Source organism: Leifsonia sp. Y862, from assembly GCF_057669585.1.
Genome location: NZ_JBYHFR010000001.1, coordinates 217,234 through 230,922 on the forward strand (window position 1 = coordinate 217,234; position 13,689 = coordinate 230,922).

Sequence of the window (13,689 nt, forward strand, 5' to 3'; positions counted from 1 at the left end):
CTCACACGCTCCGTGGTAGGGAGGCACGCATGCCGTACTCGAAGATGGTCGCCCTGGGCAGCTCCTTCGCCGCGGGACCGGGAATCAAGCCCGTTGTGGACCGGCGTGCCATGCGTTCGGGGCGAAACTACGCGCACCTCGTCGCGGCAACGCTGGGCGCGGAGCTTGTCGACGCGACGGTTTCAGGTGCCACAACGGCGAACGTCCTCGACCTGCCGCAGCGCAGCCGGGACCACACGTTCCCACCACAGATCCAGGCAGTTGGGCCATCCAGCGATCTGGTGACGGTCACCGTGGGCGGCAACGATCTCGGTTACCTGCCCGCGGTCATGACGACGGGCATTGTGGAGCGCCTGAAAAGTTCGCAGCTGACGTACACCCTCGGCCGGCGCCTCCGTGCTCGAAACCCCCTTCATCCCGTGACGGAGGAGGAGGTCGATGTCGCCACCGACGGGCTGGTGCGGATTGTCGAGGACATCCGTGAGCGAGCGCCCGATGCCCGTGTGATCCTGGCCGACAATCTGCCGATCCTCACCCAGGAATCCCGGCCAGGACCCACGCTCCGATTCACGGGCGACGAGATTGAGCACATCCGCCAGCTGGGCCAACAGCTATCGGCAGCATTCATGGAGGCGTCACGCCGCACAGGGGCAGACGTGATTCCCGCCTCGGCGTACAACCAGTCCCATGGGCTTGGTTCGAGCGATCCGTGGATCACGCCGCTGAGAATCACGAAGATGTCGAGTTCGTTCCACCCGACCGCCCGCGGCATGCAGGAGGTTGCCCGCCGCATCCTTCGGCTCCTTGCAGATCACGACGTGACGTCAAGCTGACTTTGCGGATGGGCACCCAGAGCTAGACGGTCACGGTCAGGGGAGCGGCGGCATCCGCTGCCCACTCGTTGAGCGAGCCGTCGTAGATGGCGACGTTCTGCTGCCCGGCACGCACCAGCGCGAAGGCGCTCGACGCCGCAGCGATGCCGCCCCCGCAGTACGTCACGAATCGAGGTGCGCTGACGAAGGGGGCGAGCTTGGCATCCAAGGCATCACCCTGGAGAAACGCATTGGTCTCGCGGTCGACCAATCGGCTCGCCGGAACACTCACGCTGCCCGGGATGTGCCCGGCGCGCGGACGCGAGCTCACCTCGCCGGAGAACTCGGTCGGAGGTGCAGAACAGACGAGCGCGGCATCCGTTTCACCGGCCACCACGGACTCGACGTATGCCTTGTCCACCCAGAGGCCGTCGCGTTCGACGGCCGTGAAGCGGGAGGCCGAGTCGGCGACGCTGCGGGGCTCGACGTAGCCGGTTTCGGTGGCGCGTTCCTCTGCCGTCCACTTCGTGTAGCCGCCGTCGAGCACGGCCACGTTGTCGTAGCCGAAGGCGCGAAACAGCCACCAGATCCGCGCGGCCCAGTGCCCCACCGACGTGTCGTAGACCACGACGGATGTCGCATTGTCGATTCCGACGGATGCCGCAGCCTGCTCAAACAGCTCGGCACTCGGCCGCGCGAAACCGAATTCTCCGGCCGGGTCGGAGAACACCTCCAGCAGGTCGGCGAAGACCGCGCCTGGAATGTGACCATCGACCAGATACTGGTCGAGACCGCTCAGCCAGCGCGATCCGCCGCTCGGCGCCTTGGTGAGCAGCACGGTGGCGTCGAGCACGACGAGGTCGTTCTCACCGAGGTGGTCAGCCAGCCACTGTGTTGTAACAAGCGGCGTAGAAACAAGCTGCGTAGAAACAAGCGGCGTGGAATCGAGCGGGGCGGATGCGGCGGAAGCTGTCATGCGGCAACGCTAGGCCCGGGGCGCGGAATCCGCCCCTCCGGGTGAAACACGGGGTAATGCGGCGCGAGAATCAGTACGTGGTTAGCGCTTGGTGGTCCAGTCCAGGTTGATGACCTGGTTGATGTAGATCTCCTCGCCGAGGCCGGGCACCGACGGGTTCATGTGCAGCAGCTGCTGCACGGGAACGTCGAACCGCTGCGCAATGTCGAAGAATGAGTCACCGCTGACCACCGTGTAGGTCAGCAGGTTGCCGGAGCCGTCGGTGGTCGTCGATCCGGTCGCCCCTGGAATCGAGCCGAGCTCAACGGCCGGCCCAGGTTCAACGAGCGGCGCAGGCGCGTTCGGCACGACTTCGCCGAGCGGCGGGTTCGGCACGAGCTCTGGTTCTTCGACGGGCGCCGGTTCGGCGGTGGGCACGGGGGCCGCTGTCGGTGTGGGGCTCGGGGTCTTCGTCGGGGTCGGCTTCGGTGCCATCGTCATGGTCTCTGTCACGACCGGTTCGGGGGCGCTTGCGCAGCCGACGAGTGTGAGCAGAAGAACGGATGCTGCGCCCGCCACAACGGTGCGGCGCAGGTTAGTCGTGCTGAAAATAGTGATCCCCCGGTTGTTCCGCTGCTGAGAACATCGCTGAATATGTCTCTGACCTGCGGATCGTCCCGCGGTGCAGCGTGTGATCATCCTAGGCGGATTCCCGCGCGTACCGCTGCCCCCAAAACTGGAACGCAGCGAATTGGACCCCCGCAAGCTGAAGCCCCGCAAGTTGAAGCCCCGCCGAACCCGCGCACGTGAACTCGGCGCCTGGACCTCGCCCCGGGGGCCGTCACCGCGCCCGCTGCGGCGAGTCGCGCCCGCTTCAGCGGGCGCGACCAGCGGGAACGGGCGCGCTGAACCCGGCGCGCATGCTACTGCGGACTAAGCCCCGGGACTGAGGAGGAAATACGCGGTTGCGCTCAGGGCACCGAATAGAAGCGAAAGTCCGATTCCGAGTCGTGGATGACCCGACCCCACGATGAGGCAGAGCCCCGCGATCCCCGCCAGAAGCAGGGCAACGAGGGGAGCCCAGAAATACCCGCTGACGTGCGATGCGAGGCACAGCTGGCCTTCGAGAATCTCGTCTCTGTCCCAACCGAACAGCGCTGCGCTGCATCGCCAAAGGTAGTGGAGACCGCCCACCACCGTTAGCGCTCCGATGACACAAATCGCGAGAAACACGAGCCCAATTCCGGCCCAGGTCGAGACGAGCTTCGACCGAGAGGTCATCGCATTTTGTTGCGTGTTTTCCGCCCAGTCGAAGTTGTTGCTCGCGGGCGATTGGTCGGATGCCATGCGTCGGAGCCTAGCGCTCAGCGCCCGCGGGCAACGCGGCAGCAAACCTATCGGCCAACCCGAACCTGGACAGCGGTGACAGCGGTGACAGCGGTGACAGCAGTGACAGCAGTGACAGCAGTGATAGCGCGGTGACAGCACCGTGACAGCGCCATGAAAGTCGCCGCGACCAGCATGGTGCCTATGACAACCACAACCACCTCAGACTGGGCCGTCGAAGCCCACGGACTCGTCAAGACGTTCGGCGCGAACCGCGCGGTCGACGGGATCGACCTCAACGTTCGCACGGGTACCGTCTACGGCGTGCTCGGCCCAAACGGTGCCGGAAAGACCACCACCATCCGCATGCTCGCAACCCTGCTCCGACCGGATGCCGGCGAAGCCCGAGTCTTCGGCCACGACGTACAGCGGGAAGCGCAGATCGTTCGCCAGCTGATCGGTGTCACCGGCCAGTACGCGTCCGTCGACGAGAACCTCAGCGCCACCGAGAACCTCGTGCTCTTCTCCCGCCTGCATGGCCTTGGCCGCGCTGCCGCCCGAAAGAAGTCGGCAGACCTGCTCGACGAATTCGGGCTCACCGAAGCAGCCAAGCGCCCCCTCAAGAACTTCTCCGGCGGTATGCGCCGACGCCTCGACCTTGCTGCCAGCCTCATCTCGCAACCGCCCCTCATCTTCCTCGATGAGCCGACCACCGGCCTCGACCCGCGCACCCGCGCCCAGATGTGGGACACCATCCGCCGTCTGGTCGCGACAGGGTCGACGGTGATGCTCACCACCCAGTACCTCGACGAAGCCGACCAACTTGCCGACCGCATCGCGGTGATCGACCGCGGAATCGTGGTTGCAGAGGGAACGGCCGACGAGCTGAAGGCATCTGTTGGCGAAGCCTCGCTGCAGGTGACCCTCGTCGACCAGACGGATGCCGATGACGCGTTGCGCGCCATCCACTCACTCCTCGGCGTCCCTGGCACCGTTTCGCCAGAGCGCTCCCGCATCAACGTGCCGATCAATAACCCAGACCGCGTCACCGAACTGCTCGTGGTGTTGCGTGAGGCCGGCATCCGCTTGACCGAATTCTCGCTGCAGAAGCCAACCCTCGACGAGGTGTTCCTCACGCTCACCGGTCACGGCGTTGCCGAGGAGACCGATACCACCGCGGCCACCGCCGCCTCCTCCACTGACACCGATTCCACCCCCGAAAGGATCAGCGCATGAGCGCCACCATCATCGCCCCAGGGGCAACGCGCACCCTGGGCAATCGCGTCAGCCTCGAGCAGACCATGCGCAACTCCTTCACGATGGCCTGGCGCGGCCTGCTGAAGATCAAGCGCACGCCAGAGCAGCTGTTCGATGTGACGCTGCAGCCGATCATCTTCACGCTGATGTTCACGTACATCTTCGGCGGGGCGATCTCCGGGGATGTGGCGAGCTACCTCCCGGTGATCATCCCCGGCATCCTGGTGCAGACGGTCATCACAACGTCGGTCGTCACCGGCGTGCAGCTGCGGGAGGACATGGACAAGGGCGTGTTCGACAGGTTCAAGTCGCTGCCGATCGCCCGCATCGCGCCGCTGGCCGGTGCGCTACTGGCCGACACCGTGCGCTACGCCATCGCGTCAACGCTCACCTTCACCATGGGATACATCATGGGCTTCCGCCCGGAAGCCGGTCTTGGCGGTGTGATCCTCGCGATCCTGCTGGTGATCGTGTCAGCATGGGCGATCAGCTGGGTCTTCGCCTTCTTCGGTGTCATTGCCCGCAGCGCGAGCAGCGTACAGGGCATCTCGATGATCGTGCTGTTCCCTCTGACGTTCCTCTCGAACGCCTTCGTACCGGTCGACACCATGCCGGGCTGGCTGCAGGGCTTCGTGAACGCGAACCCGGTATCGCACCTGGTCACCGCCGTGCGTGAGCTGACAGTCTCTGGCACCTTCGGAGTGGATGCCGCACTCGCGCTGGCCGGCGCGGCCGTCATCGTTCTGGTGTTCGCACCCCTGACGGTGAGGGCTTACATGCGCAGGGCCTAAAACGGCGCGGGGCGCCGTTTTCGGCCCTGCGAAAGGCGGCAGCCCTCACTCAGGAATCCTGCGATACCCAATCGCTTCCCGTGAGCCGCACCCAAGCCGAGCCCGTCTCTCCGTCCTGGAGAGGCGGGCTGCGTACGCGTTGCGGGTTGGGCACCTGGTTCGCGATGTCGCGAAAACCGGAAACGTTGCCGCAGAGAGCGCGATCCGTCCTGTATTCGGTGACATCTGCTCGATTCATCCTGTATTCGCTACAGGTTGGGGCTGCGCCGCCTCACCCCAGAAGCACAGGACGGGCCAACAAGTCGTGCGCGCGGTGGGCGCGCTCATCGAGCGAGAGCGCGGCAGCGGCTGCCCGCAGGTCTGCAATCCGTTCCGCCGAGTGCTGTGCTGATGCCCGGGTAATGTGGGCATCCAGATGCAGCACGGGCAGGTCTTGCCTGCCATGAATGGCCTCGGCCAGTACGAGCAGCTCCAGTCCGATCTCGGCCATGGCCGGCACCGTCAAAGCCCAGACGGCGTAGCCAATCGCCGCGGTGCCAAGCACGGGCTTGTCGACCAACCCGGGCCTGGCCCTCTGCGCGCCGAGCGTGCGGGCGCGCAGCACCCTGGCGAGTGCCGCGATCTTCTCCGGTTCGCCCGTGCCATCGCCCACCCAAGCCGTGATCAGACCGGCCAACAGCATGGTGAACCACGGCGATGTGCGCTCCCGGCCGGTGACATGCATCTGAACCGCCGTGTCGTACAACTCGGCTCCCTCATCGAAGCGGCCGAGTGCCCTGGCGATCTCGGCGTGCCCCGCCATCGTCACCGAGCGAACGTCCAATCCATTAGGCGTCGGGGAGGCGTTGCTGCTGAATCCGTCGAAGACGGCCCTGGCCTCGTCGAGCTTGCCGATCGAAATGAGATTGGTGCCCTTGATCCACAGCAGTTGCCTGACGTCTTCGTCAGCGCCGAGCGCACCCAGACCCGCAGTCGCGCGATCAATCCAGCTGAGGGCATCCGTCGGCTGGTTGTTCTGGCTTGCGAGTTGCCCCATCAGCATCGCCGACGTGGATGCGATCCAGACATCGCCTCGCTCCGTCGCCACCTGCCAGGCTCTGGCGCCGAGTCGTTGGGCCAGCTCCAGATCGCCGTCATTCTCCGCGAGCTGGACGCCGATCAGGTGGCCGATCAGGGTGGTCGACGGGTCGCTGGACTTCTGCATCGCGGCGAGTTCGGCAGCGGCACTCTGTCGGTCGGAGCTGTGCAGCAGGAATTGGGCAAGAGCATCAAGCCTTCGAGAGACCGGATGCCCGTTGGCTGTCAGTTTCCTCAGCGCGCTGATGGCGACGGCTGCGTCGCGAATGCGCCTGCTGTCAAGCAACAGAATGGTGCTGACAAGAAGTGCGGAGGCCAGTGTTGACTCCGCGTGGACGGCATCCGGTTCGTAGCCGCGCATGACACGCAGCACACTCGGGGCGAATGCCGCGACTTCACTGTGCGTCCCGCGTATATTCCAGTAGAACCCGATCGCGGCGAACACGCTCGCCACGACATCCGACCGGCCTGCTGCAAGTGATTGCCGCAGTGTCCAGAGCAGCGAGTCATGCTCGATGCGGATCTGCACGTACTGTTCCAGCTGGGTGTGGCCATCCAGCAGCGGGAATGCGGCGAGCGAGAACGACTCCGCCCAGGCGAAGATTGCCAGCTGGGCTGCCTGTTCTTCACCGGCCAGACCGAGTTCGCGTATACCGAACTCCCGTACCGTCTCCAGCATCCGATAGCGGAGCTGGCCGGTCGTCTCGTCTTCATGCACACCGAGCAGCGATTGGGACACCAGCGCATCGAGGATGTCGAGAACGGCGGCGGGGCTGTCGGGCGCAGCATCGAGCAATGCGACGCGGCGGGCTGCCACTTCGCCGAAGCCGTCTGGAAACAGCGAGAGCCGACGGAGAGCTGCTTGCTCGACGGGGGAGAGCAGGTTCCAGCTCCATTCGATGACCGCCTGCAGGGTGCGATGACGCTCTGCCGCAGCACGGTCGCCACCGACGAGCAGCGCGAACCGGTCTTCAAGGCGGCGTTCGATTTCTTCGACAGACATTGACCTCGCCCGGGCAGCGGCCAACTCGATGGCGAGGGGAAGGCCATCGAGGCGAGTGCAGAGCCGCGCGATGGTGTCGAGCGGGAGGGCGACGCCGGGGCGAGCTGCGCGGGCGCGCTCGCAGAACAGGCGCACGGCCGGGCCCAGACTCGAGGCGTCGTCCGTGCCTTCTGCGCTGCTGGCGAGGGGCTCCAGCGGATAGACCCGTTCGCTGCCGATGGCCAGCGGGCTGCGGCTGGTCGCGATCACATGCACTGTTGACGTGCTCGCCAGGATGTCAGCCACCCAGCGTGCGGCGCCATCAATGACATGCTCACAGTTGTCGACGACAAGAAGGGTGTCGCGTTCGCTGAGCTGCCGCAGAATGAGCGAACGAAGATCGTTCATGGGGGCATCCGCGAGCCGCTGTCCTGGCACCCGCTCACTGATCCCGAGCGTGGAGGCCAGTGCCAAGGTGACGTCGTCGTCGGTGCCGATGCTCGCCAACTCGACGACGATCACAGCAGCGGCCGACGAACGGCGCGCCAGCTCCTGAGCGAGCCGAGTCTTGCCGAGTCCGCCAGCGCCCAGAATCGTGACGAGCCGTGAATCCTTGAGTGCGACCTCGATAAGACGGATGTCCCCCTCACGTCCGACAAGCTGGTTCGGCGGGTTGCGGAGCCCGATCAATGCCTGGGGTGTCGGTACCTGGGGTGTCGGAACTGACTCTGGAGGTTCCTGCGTCGCGACGTCACCGTCGTCCTGCAGCAAGCGCGTATTGAGCGACACCAGTGCGGCAGAGGGGGAGCTGCCGAGTTCGTCACGCAGCCTGGACCGGAATTCGCTGAACGCACGCAGCGCATCGCCAGGGCGTCCGAGTCTGGCGAGCGCGCGCATCCGCTCGTGGGTCACGCTTTCGTCGAAGGGGGAGTCCTCAGACAGGACATTCCAGACGGCGAGGGATGCATCGTCGTTGCCGAGCGCGGCAAGGAGCGAAGCGCGCGCGCGAGTGAGCGAACGATGGAGGTCGAGTACCGGTGTCGACATGCCGCTCGGCTCTGCGCGCCACAGTGCGAGAGCCTGCTCGACCAGCATCAGGGCGCCGGTCGGGTCAGCGGATGTCAGCGAATCAGCGCGGTCGCGGCGTGCACGAGCGAGGTCAAGGTCGATGGCGCCTGGGGGAACAGCCAAGCGATAGCCATTCTCGGTCGAGACGATCAGGCCCTCTGCGGCCACAGCGCGCAGCCGCGAGACAAGTGTCTGCAGGGCAGCCCGCGCGTTGACAGGCGCTTCGTCTGCCCACAGCTCATCGATCAGGGCCGCACTGGAGAGACCATGCGTGCGCGAGAGCGCGAGCGCCTGCACGAGGGCACTGCTGCGCGCGCCATGAGGGGGAACGAGCACACCGCGACGATCTTCGACCAGGACGGGGCCGAGAATCGCGACCCGAACGTGCGCCTCGTCAGAAGAATCCACTCTGCTGATCCTAGCGAGCCGTGCCATCGGCACCCGTGGGCAGCGCGGCAGCAATCCGCCCGAGCTGCAGACGGATGAAATCCAGCACCTCCGGCGAACCGCCCACGGTGTACTCCACCCCGGCGGGTATCCACAGCAGGGCGCCGGCCAGTGCGGCAGGGGAGTCCCCGGCGAACGGCCAGAGCGTGTGGTCGGCGTCCTGTGCCACGGTGTCTCGACCCCACCAGCCGAGGGTCGCGCGGGCCTCGGCCAGCGGCATCCGCAGTGTGATGGTGAGCTGGTACGACGTTTCGCGCCAGCTCACCGCAGCGGCAACCAGCGCGGCGGCGCCCGCAGCGCTGAGGTCGCGCACCGGGAAGAGCACCCGCGTCTGCAACAGCGTGCTGATCCGGTCAACGCGGAAGGTGCGCCAATCGGCCCGTTCCCTGTCCCAGGCGACGAGATACCACCGGCGGCCCTGCGGCACGAGCATGTGAGGTTCGGCGCTTCGCACGGTCTCAGCCCCTGTGGCATCCGTATATGTGAAGCGCAGGCGCTCGCCGTCGCGGCAGCTCAGCGCGAGTTGGGCCAGCAGGTCGGCATCGACGATCGGCCCAGGCGCGGGCGATGGCGTGAGCGTTGCGTGCGACTGCAGGGCGTCGATGCGCCGCTTCAAGGCAGGCGGGAGCACCTGTTCGAGCTTGGCCAGCGCACTCAGTGTGGTGTGTTCGGCGCCGCGGAGGGTGGCCGTTGCCTGCGACCGGAGTCCGATCGCGATGGCCACGCCCTCATCGTCGGTGAGGAGCAGGGGCGGCATCCCGGTGCCCGCTCCCAGTCGATACCCGCCGATGGGGCCGCGGGCGGCATCGATCTGGTAGCCCAGTTCGCGCAGGCGGTCGATATCGCGGCGCACGGTGCGCTCTGTGACGCTGAGTCGATCGGCCAATTCGCTGCATGACCAGTGGCGGTGGCTCTGCAGCAGCGACAGCAGATCGAGGGCGCGCGACGTCGTATCGGACATGTTCCCAGTATCTCGATTATTAGGACAATAGGTGTCCTATAGCGTTTTTAGTCTGTCGTTATGACTACTCACACCAGCTCATCACCATTGATCAGGGCACGAGGCCTCGGCAAGTCGTTCGCGGTGAAAGGGGCCACGGTCAACGCCGTGCATTCCCTCGACCTCGACGTCCAGCGCGGCGAACTCGTGGCGTTTCTCGGGCCGAACGGTGCCGGCAAATCCACCACGATCCGCCTGCTGACCACACTGCTCGCGGCGACGACGGGGGAGGCGACCGTGGTTGGCTGCGACATCCGTCAGAACCCCGCCGGCGTGCGCAGGCGCATCGGTTACGTCGGACAGGGCGCGTCGGGCGGCCACACCCAGCGGGTGCGCGACGAACTCCTGAGCCAGGGTGCCTTCTACGGAATTGGGCGCGCAGAGACCAGGGCGCGGGCCGATGAGCTCATCGGCTCCCTCGACCTCGGGGCCATCGCCACTCGCCAGGTACAGTCGCTGTCTGGCGGCCAGAAGCGGCGGGTCGATATCGCGCTCGGCCTCATCCACCGGCCTGAGCTGCTCTTCCTCGACGAACCATCGACCGGGCTCGACCCACAGAGCAGGGCCAACCTCTGGCAGCACATCACCGACCTGCGCGACCGGTTCGGCACCACGATCTTCCTCACCACGCACTACCTCGATGAGGCCGACCAGCTGGCCGAACGCGTCATGGTCATGGACAACGGCACCGTCATCGCCGACGACACGGCCGCGGCGCTGAAGGCAAACGTCGCCAGCGACACCATCACCCTGAGCTTCGCCACTCCAGCGGATGCCGCCACCGCGGCCACGCAGATCGGCGGTCAGGCCGCGGGCACCGTTGTCACGGTGGCCGCGCAGCACGGCGACCGGGAGGTGCCGCGCCTCGTGCGCGCGCTCGACACCGCGAAGATCCCGCTCGTGGGCGTGACCCATCGGCAACCGACGCTCGACGACGTGTTCCTCGCGCTCACCGGGCGCAGCCTCCGCGAGGAGGGGCACGCTGCCCAGGGCGCGGATGGCCAGAGCAGCGATGATGGCCAGAGCAGCGATGACAGCCAGGACAGCGATGACAGCCAGGACAGCCAGCGCAACTCAGAAACCAGCACATCACCGACACCACAGGAGGCACGCTCATGAGCACCATCACCGACACCACCCCCGGCCTGCGCACGGCCGACACCGCTGCCGATCGCAGCAACGTCGCGGTCGACACCTGGAACGTGCTCGTGCGGGAACTGCGTCCCGTCTGGCGTGACCCGTTCAGCGCGCTGTTCAGCCTCGTCCAGCCATTGGTGTTCCTTGGCCTGTTCGGGCCACTGCTAGTCGCATCGTCAGGCCTGCCGGCCGGGGAGACCCTGCAGTGGTTCGTGCCGGGCATCCTGGTCATGGTCGCCCTGTTCGGAACGGCAAGCACCGGCGCGGGCCTGTTGGCCGAGATGCAGACGGGCTCGCACGAGCGCACGCTTGTCGCGCCCCTGTCGCGGAGCTCTTTGCTCATCGGTCGTGCACTGAAAGAAGTGGTGCCGCTCACCGTGCAGGGGCTGCTGATTTGCCTGGTGTCGCTGCCGTTCGGCTTCACGGTGAGTGTGCCGGGGCTGCTCATCGGCTTCATCCTGTTGGCGATCTTCGGCATCGGCTTCGGCGCACTGAGTTACGCGGTGGCACTGGCCTGCCGCTCGCGTGACTGGATGTTCTGGGTCATCCACCAGACGGTCATCTTCCCGCTGATGATCCTCTCCGGCATGCTGCTGCCGCTGGAGAACGGTCCGACCTGGATGAAGGTGGTCGCCTCCGTGAACCCGCTGAGCTATGTCGTGCAGGCCGAACGCGACCTGTTCGCCGGCGACCTGGCCACGGCAGCGGTGGCCGGTGGGTTCGTCGCAGCGATCATCACGGCGATCCTCGGCCTCTGCGTGGGCATCAGGGGAATGCGCAGGGCGTAGTACGCCACACCGTTGGTTGAGGAGGCCGCCAGGCCGTCTCGAAACCCCTGCAGGCCGGTCTCCTGACACACGATGTCAGAGACCGGCTCGCGGGATTTCGAGACACTCGCTGGCGCTCGTTCCTCAATCAGCGGGGTCGCTAGCGGATCGTCTTCCGCGCCGTGATCTGCCCGGTGTCGAAGCCGAGCAGGTGCAGCCCGCCGTTGAACCGGGCGTGCTCGATCTTGATGCAGCGGTCCATGACCACGTTCAAGCCCTTGGACTCGCCGTACTCTGCGGCATCCTGGTTCCAGATTCCCAGCTGCACCCAGATGGTGGGGGCGCCGATGGTCACGACGTCGTCGATGACGGCGGGGATGTCGCTGCCGCGGCGGAAGACATCCACGATGTCGGGAACTTCTGGGAGCGAGGCGAGGTCTGGGTACGCCTTCTCGCCGAGGATGGTGTCGGCGTTCGGGTTGACGAAGTACACCCGGTAGTCGCTCGACTGCTGCAGGTAGGTGCCGACGAAGTAGCTGGAGCGGGCCGGATTCGGCGATGCGCCGACGATGGCCACCGACTTCGCCTCGCGGAGCAGTTTCAGGCGGGCCTTGGCGTCAGGACCGACCCAGGTGCGCTGGGAGCGCAGCAGCTTGGCCAGCGGGGAATCGGCCGGAACATCACAACTCAAGCCATTGGCCAGCTGCACGGTCTGGGATTCCGCAGTCTCTATGACGCTCATTTGGTGCCTCCCGCTGCCTTCGCAAGCCCCTGATCCAGATCGTAGATGATGTCGTCGACATCTTCGATGCCCACGCTCAGGCGCACGAGCCCTGGCAGCACGCCGGCGTCGATGAGCTGCTGCTCGCTCAGCTGCGCGTGCGTCGTGGACGCGGGGTGGATGACGAGGGTCTTCGCATCGCCGATGTTGGCGAGGTGGCTGGCCAGGTTGAGCGATTCGATGAAGGTGCGGCCGGCATCCCTGCCACCCTTCACGCCGAAGCTGAAGACAGAGCCAGGTCCCTTCGGCAGGTACTTGAGCCCGCGTTCATAGTGCGGGTGGGTCGGCAGGCCGGCCCAGTTGACGTAGTCGACGCGCGGGTCGGCATCCAGCCACTCTGCGACGATGCGTGCGTTGTTGACGTGTGCCTGCATCCGGTATGGCAGTGTCTCGACGCCCTGCGCGAGCAGGAAGGCGGAGTGCGGGGCCAGCGAAGGGCCGATGTCGCGCAGCTGCTCAGCGCGGAGGCGCGTGAGGAAGGCGTACTCGCCGAAGTTGCCAGACCACTGCAGGCCGCCGTAGCTCGGCACCGGCTCGCCGAACAGCGGGAACTTGTCGCTGTGCCAGTTGAACCGGCCACTCTCGACCACGACGCCGCCGAGCGTCGTGCCGTGCCCGCCGAGGAACTTCGTCGCCGAGTGGATGACGATGTCTGCGCCCCACTCGATGGGCCGGGTGAGGTACGGGGTGGCGACGGTGGAGTCGATGATGAGGGGGATGCCGGCCGCATGGGCGACAGCGGCCAGGTCCTCGATGTCAGCGACATCGCCAGACGGGTTCGCCACCGTCTCGGCGAAGATCAACTTCGTCTTGTCGGTGATCGCCGCGGCGTAGTCGCCCGGGTCAGAGCCCTGCACGAACGTGGTGTCGACACCGAAGCGGCGGAGCGTCACGTCGAGCTGGGTGATCGACCCGCCATAGAGGTTTGCTGAGGAGACGATGTGGTCCCCAGTGCCGACGAGGCTGGCGAAGGTGATGTACTGCGCGGAGAGTCCGCTGGCCGTCGCGACGGCGCCGAGTCCACCCTCCAGGCTGGCGATGCGCTCCTCGAATGCTGCCACCGTCGGGTTGGCCAGCCGCGAGTAGACGTTGCCGTACTTCTGCAGGGCGAAGCGCGCCGCGGCATCCGCTGTGTCGTCGAAGACGTACGCACTCGTTTGGTAAATCGGCAGCGCGCGGGCTCCGGTTACCGGGTCTGGAATGTTGCCAGCGTGAATTGCACGCGTGGTGAAGCCGTACTCGCGATCTGCCATGGCCTCACGCTAGTGCTGCCACGCCGCAGCCGGGCG

12 protein-coding genes are annotated in these 13,689 nt (G+C 66.2%); 5 read left to right on the forward strand and 7 right to left on the reverse strand.

Annotation, left to right across the window (positions count from 1 at the left end; translation table 11 throughout):
• The first annotated feature begins 29 nt into the window (after positions 1-29).
• Positions 30-833 carry an SGNH/GDSL hydrolase family protein gene (locus AC25Z0_RS00990; protein ID WP_488118405.1) on the forward strand — a complete coding sequence of 268 codons (804 nt, stop codon included), beginning with the start codon at positions 30-32 and terminating at the stop codon, positions 831-833.
• Between the two features lie 22 nt (positions 834-855).
• On the opposite strand, the gene AC25Z0_RS00995 is transcribed toward AC25Z0_RS00990, so the two are convergent.
• From AC25Z0_RS00995 to AC25Z0_RS01005, 3 genes are all read right to left on the reverse strand, one after another.
• Complete coding sequence (locus AC25Z0_RS00995) at positions 856-1,788, reverse strand: sulfurtransferase (protein ID WP_488132004.1); 933 nt, start codon at positions 1,786-1,788, stop codon at positions 856-858.
• Positions 1,789-1,869: 81 nt separating this feature from the next.
• Positions 1,870-2,346 carry a LysM peptidoglycan-binding domain-containing protein gene (locus AC25Z0_RS01000; RefSeq protein ID WP_488118407.1) on the reverse strand — a complete coding sequence of 159 codons (477 nt, stop codon included), beginning with the start codon at positions 2,344-2,346 and terminating at the stop codon, positions 1,870-1,872.
• A gap of 354 nt (positions 2,347-2,700) precedes the next feature.
• Entirely contained in the window at positions 2,701-3,114 is a 414-nt protein-coding gene (locus AC25Z0_RS01005) for a hypothetical protein (RefSeq protein WP_488132005.1), read from the reverse strand.
• A gap of 183 nt (positions 3,115-3,297) precedes the next feature.
• Here AC25Z0_RS01005 and AC25Z0_RS01010 point away from each other — a divergent pair, with 183 nt between their 5' ends.
• Together AC25Z0_RS01010 and AC25Z0_RS01015 are read left to right on the forward strand one after the other, a co-directional pair.
• Complete coding sequence (locus AC25Z0_RS01010) at positions 3,298-4,329, forward strand: ATP-binding cassette domain-containing protein (protein WP_488132006.1); 1,032 nt, start codon at positions 3,298-3,300, stop codon at positions 4,327-4,329.
• Positions 4,326-5,141 (forward strand): ABC transporter permease, encoded by an 816-nt coding sequence (locus AC25Z0_RS01015; RefSeq protein ID WP_488132007.1) that lies wholly within the window; start codon positions 4,326-4,328, stop codon positions 5,139-5,141. The genes AC25Z0_RS01010 and AC25Z0_RS01015 overlap by 4 nt, the downstream gene beginning before the upstream one ends.
• A 271-nt stretch (positions 5,142-5,412) precedes the next feature.
• Here AC25Z0_RS01015 and AC25Z0_RS01020 read toward each other — a convergent pair whose 3' ends face one another.
• Positions 5,413-8,676: an ATP-binding protein gene (locus AC25Z0_RS01020; protein WP_488132008.1), complete on the reverse strand. Its 3,264-nt coding sequence runs from the start codon at positions 8,674-8,676 to the stop codon at positions 5,413-5,415.
• Positions 8,677-8,686: 10 nt separating this feature from the next.
• A complete protein-coding gene (locus AC25Z0_RS01025; RefSeq protein WP_488132009.1) occupies positions 8,687-9,676 on the reverse strand; it encodes a helix-turn-helix transcriptional regulator in 990 nt (329 codons plus the stop codon).
• A gap of 60 nt (positions 9,677-9,736) precedes the next feature.
• Here AC25Z0_RS01025 and AC25Z0_RS01030 point away from each other — a divergent pair, with 60 nt between their 5' ends.
• Together AC25Z0_RS01030 and AC25Z0_RS01035 are read left to right on the forward strand one after the other, a co-directional pair.
• Positions 9,737-10,834, forward strand: a complete 1,098-nt coding sequence (locus AC25Z0_RS01030; RefSeq protein ID WP_488132010.1) for an ATP-binding cassette domain-containing protein — start codon at positions 9,737-9,739, stop codon at positions 10,832-10,834.
• Positions 10,831-11,640: an ABC transporter permease gene (locus AC25Z0_RS01035; protein WP_488132011.1), complete on the forward strand. Its 810-nt coding sequence runs from the start codon at positions 10,831-10,833 to the stop codon at positions 11,638-11,640. Before AC25Z0_RS01030 ends, AC25Z0_RS01035 begins: the two co-directional genes overlap by 4 nt.
• 139 nt (positions 11,641-11,779) lie before the next feature.
• Here AC25Z0_RS01035 and AC25Z0_RS01040 read toward each other — a convergent pair whose 3' ends face one another.
• Together AC25Z0_RS01040 and AC25Z0_RS01045 are read right to left on the reverse strand one after the other, a co-directional pair.
• Positions 11,780-12,361 (reverse strand): CoA-binding protein, encoded by a 582-nt coding sequence (locus AC25Z0_RS01040; RefSeq protein WP_488132012.1) that lies wholly within the window; start codon positions 12,359-12,361, stop codon positions 11,780-11,782.
• Entirely contained in the window at positions 12,358-13,653 is a 1,296-nt protein-coding gene (locus AC25Z0_RS01045) for an O-acetylhomoserine aminocarboxypropyltransferase/cysteine synthase family protein (protein ID WP_488132013.1), read from the reverse strand. Before AC25Z0_RS01045 ends, AC25Z0_RS01040 begins: the two co-directional genes overlap by 4 nt.
• Positions 13,654-13,689: the final 36 nt, after the last annotated feature.

Bases quoted from the DNA above. Each gene is read 5' to 3' on its own strand.
- AC25Z0_RS01045 (WP_488132013.1), bottom strand. From the start codon at position 13,653: ATGGCAGATCGCGAGTACGGCTTCACCACGCGTGCAATTCACGCTGGC.
- AC25Z0_RS01010 (WP_488132006.1), top strand. From the start codon at position 3,298: ATGACAACCACAACCACCTCAGACTGGGCCGTCGAAGCCCACGGACTC.
- AC25Z0_RS01035 (WP_488132011.1), top strand. From the start codon at position 10,831: ATGAGCACCATCACCGACACCACCCCCGGCCTGCGCACGGCCGACACC.
- AC25Z0_RS00995 (WP_488132004.1), bottom strand. From the start codon at position 1,788: ATGACAGCTTCCGCCGCATCCGCCCCGCTCGATTCCACGCCGCTTGTT.
- AC25Z0_RS00990 (WP_488118405.1), top strand. From the start codon at position 30: ATGCCGTACTCGAAGATGGTCGCCCTGGGCAGCTCCTTCGCCGCGGGA.
- AC25Z0_RS01030 (WP_488132010.1), top strand. From the start codon at position 9,737: ATGACTACTCACACCAGCTCATCACCATTGATCAGGGCACGAGGCCTC.
- AC25Z0_RS01025 (WP_488132009.1), bottom strand. From the start codon at position 9,676: ATGTCCGATACGACGTCGCGCGCCCTCGATCTGCTGTCGCTGCTGCAG.
- AC25Z0_RS01005 (WP_488132005.1), bottom strand. From the start codon at position 3,114: ATGGCATCCGACCAATCGCCCGCGAGCAACAACTTCGACTGGGCGGAA.
- AC25Z0_RS01015 (WP_488132007.1), top strand. From the start codon at position 4,326: ATGAGCGCCACCATCATCGCCCCAGGGGCAACGCGCACCCTGGGCAAT.
- AC25Z0_RS01040 (WP_488132012.1), bottom strand. From the start codon at position 12,361: ATGAGCGTCATAGAGACTGCGGAATCCCAGACCGTGCAGCTGGCCAAT.